This window comes from Vibrio sp. Sgm 5 (assembly GCF_026241575.1).
Classification (GTDB): Bacteria; Pseudomonadota; Gammaproteobacteria; order Enterobacterales; family Vibrionaceae; genus Vibrio; species Vibrio jasicida.
The window spans coordinates 1-329 of the sequence record NZ_JAPHPY010000150.1 but is presented as its reverse complement, the minus strand read 5'-3'; the positions used below and the strand labels follow the sequence as shown (position 1 = coordinate 329).

The 329-nt window shown below is 46.5% G+C and carries 1 protein-coding gene; it reads left to right on the top strand.

All coding sequences use genetic code 11. The features are described 5' to 3' along the window. Positions 1 to 329: GTP-binding protein (locus tag OQJ86_RS26470; protein WP_265992365.1), on the top strand; the 329-nt coding region annotated here is incomplete at both ends.

The window sequence follows — 329 nt, the reverse complement described above, 5'->3', positions numbered from 1 at the left end:
CGTGAGCACATCCTACTAGGCCGTCAGGTTGGTATCCCTTACATCATCGTATTCATGAACAAATGTGACATGGTTGACGATGAAGAGCTACTAGAACTAGTAGAAATGGAAGTTCGTGAGCTTCTATCTGAGTACGATTTCCCAGGTGATGACCTACCAGTTATCCAAGGTTCTGCTCTAGGCGCTCTAAACGGCGACGAGCAATGGGAAGCTAAGATTGTAGAACTAGCTGAAGCGCTAGATTCATACATCCCTGAGCCAGAGCGTGCAGTAGATATGCCATTCCTAATGCCTATCGAAGACGTATTCTCAATCCAAGGTCGTGGTAC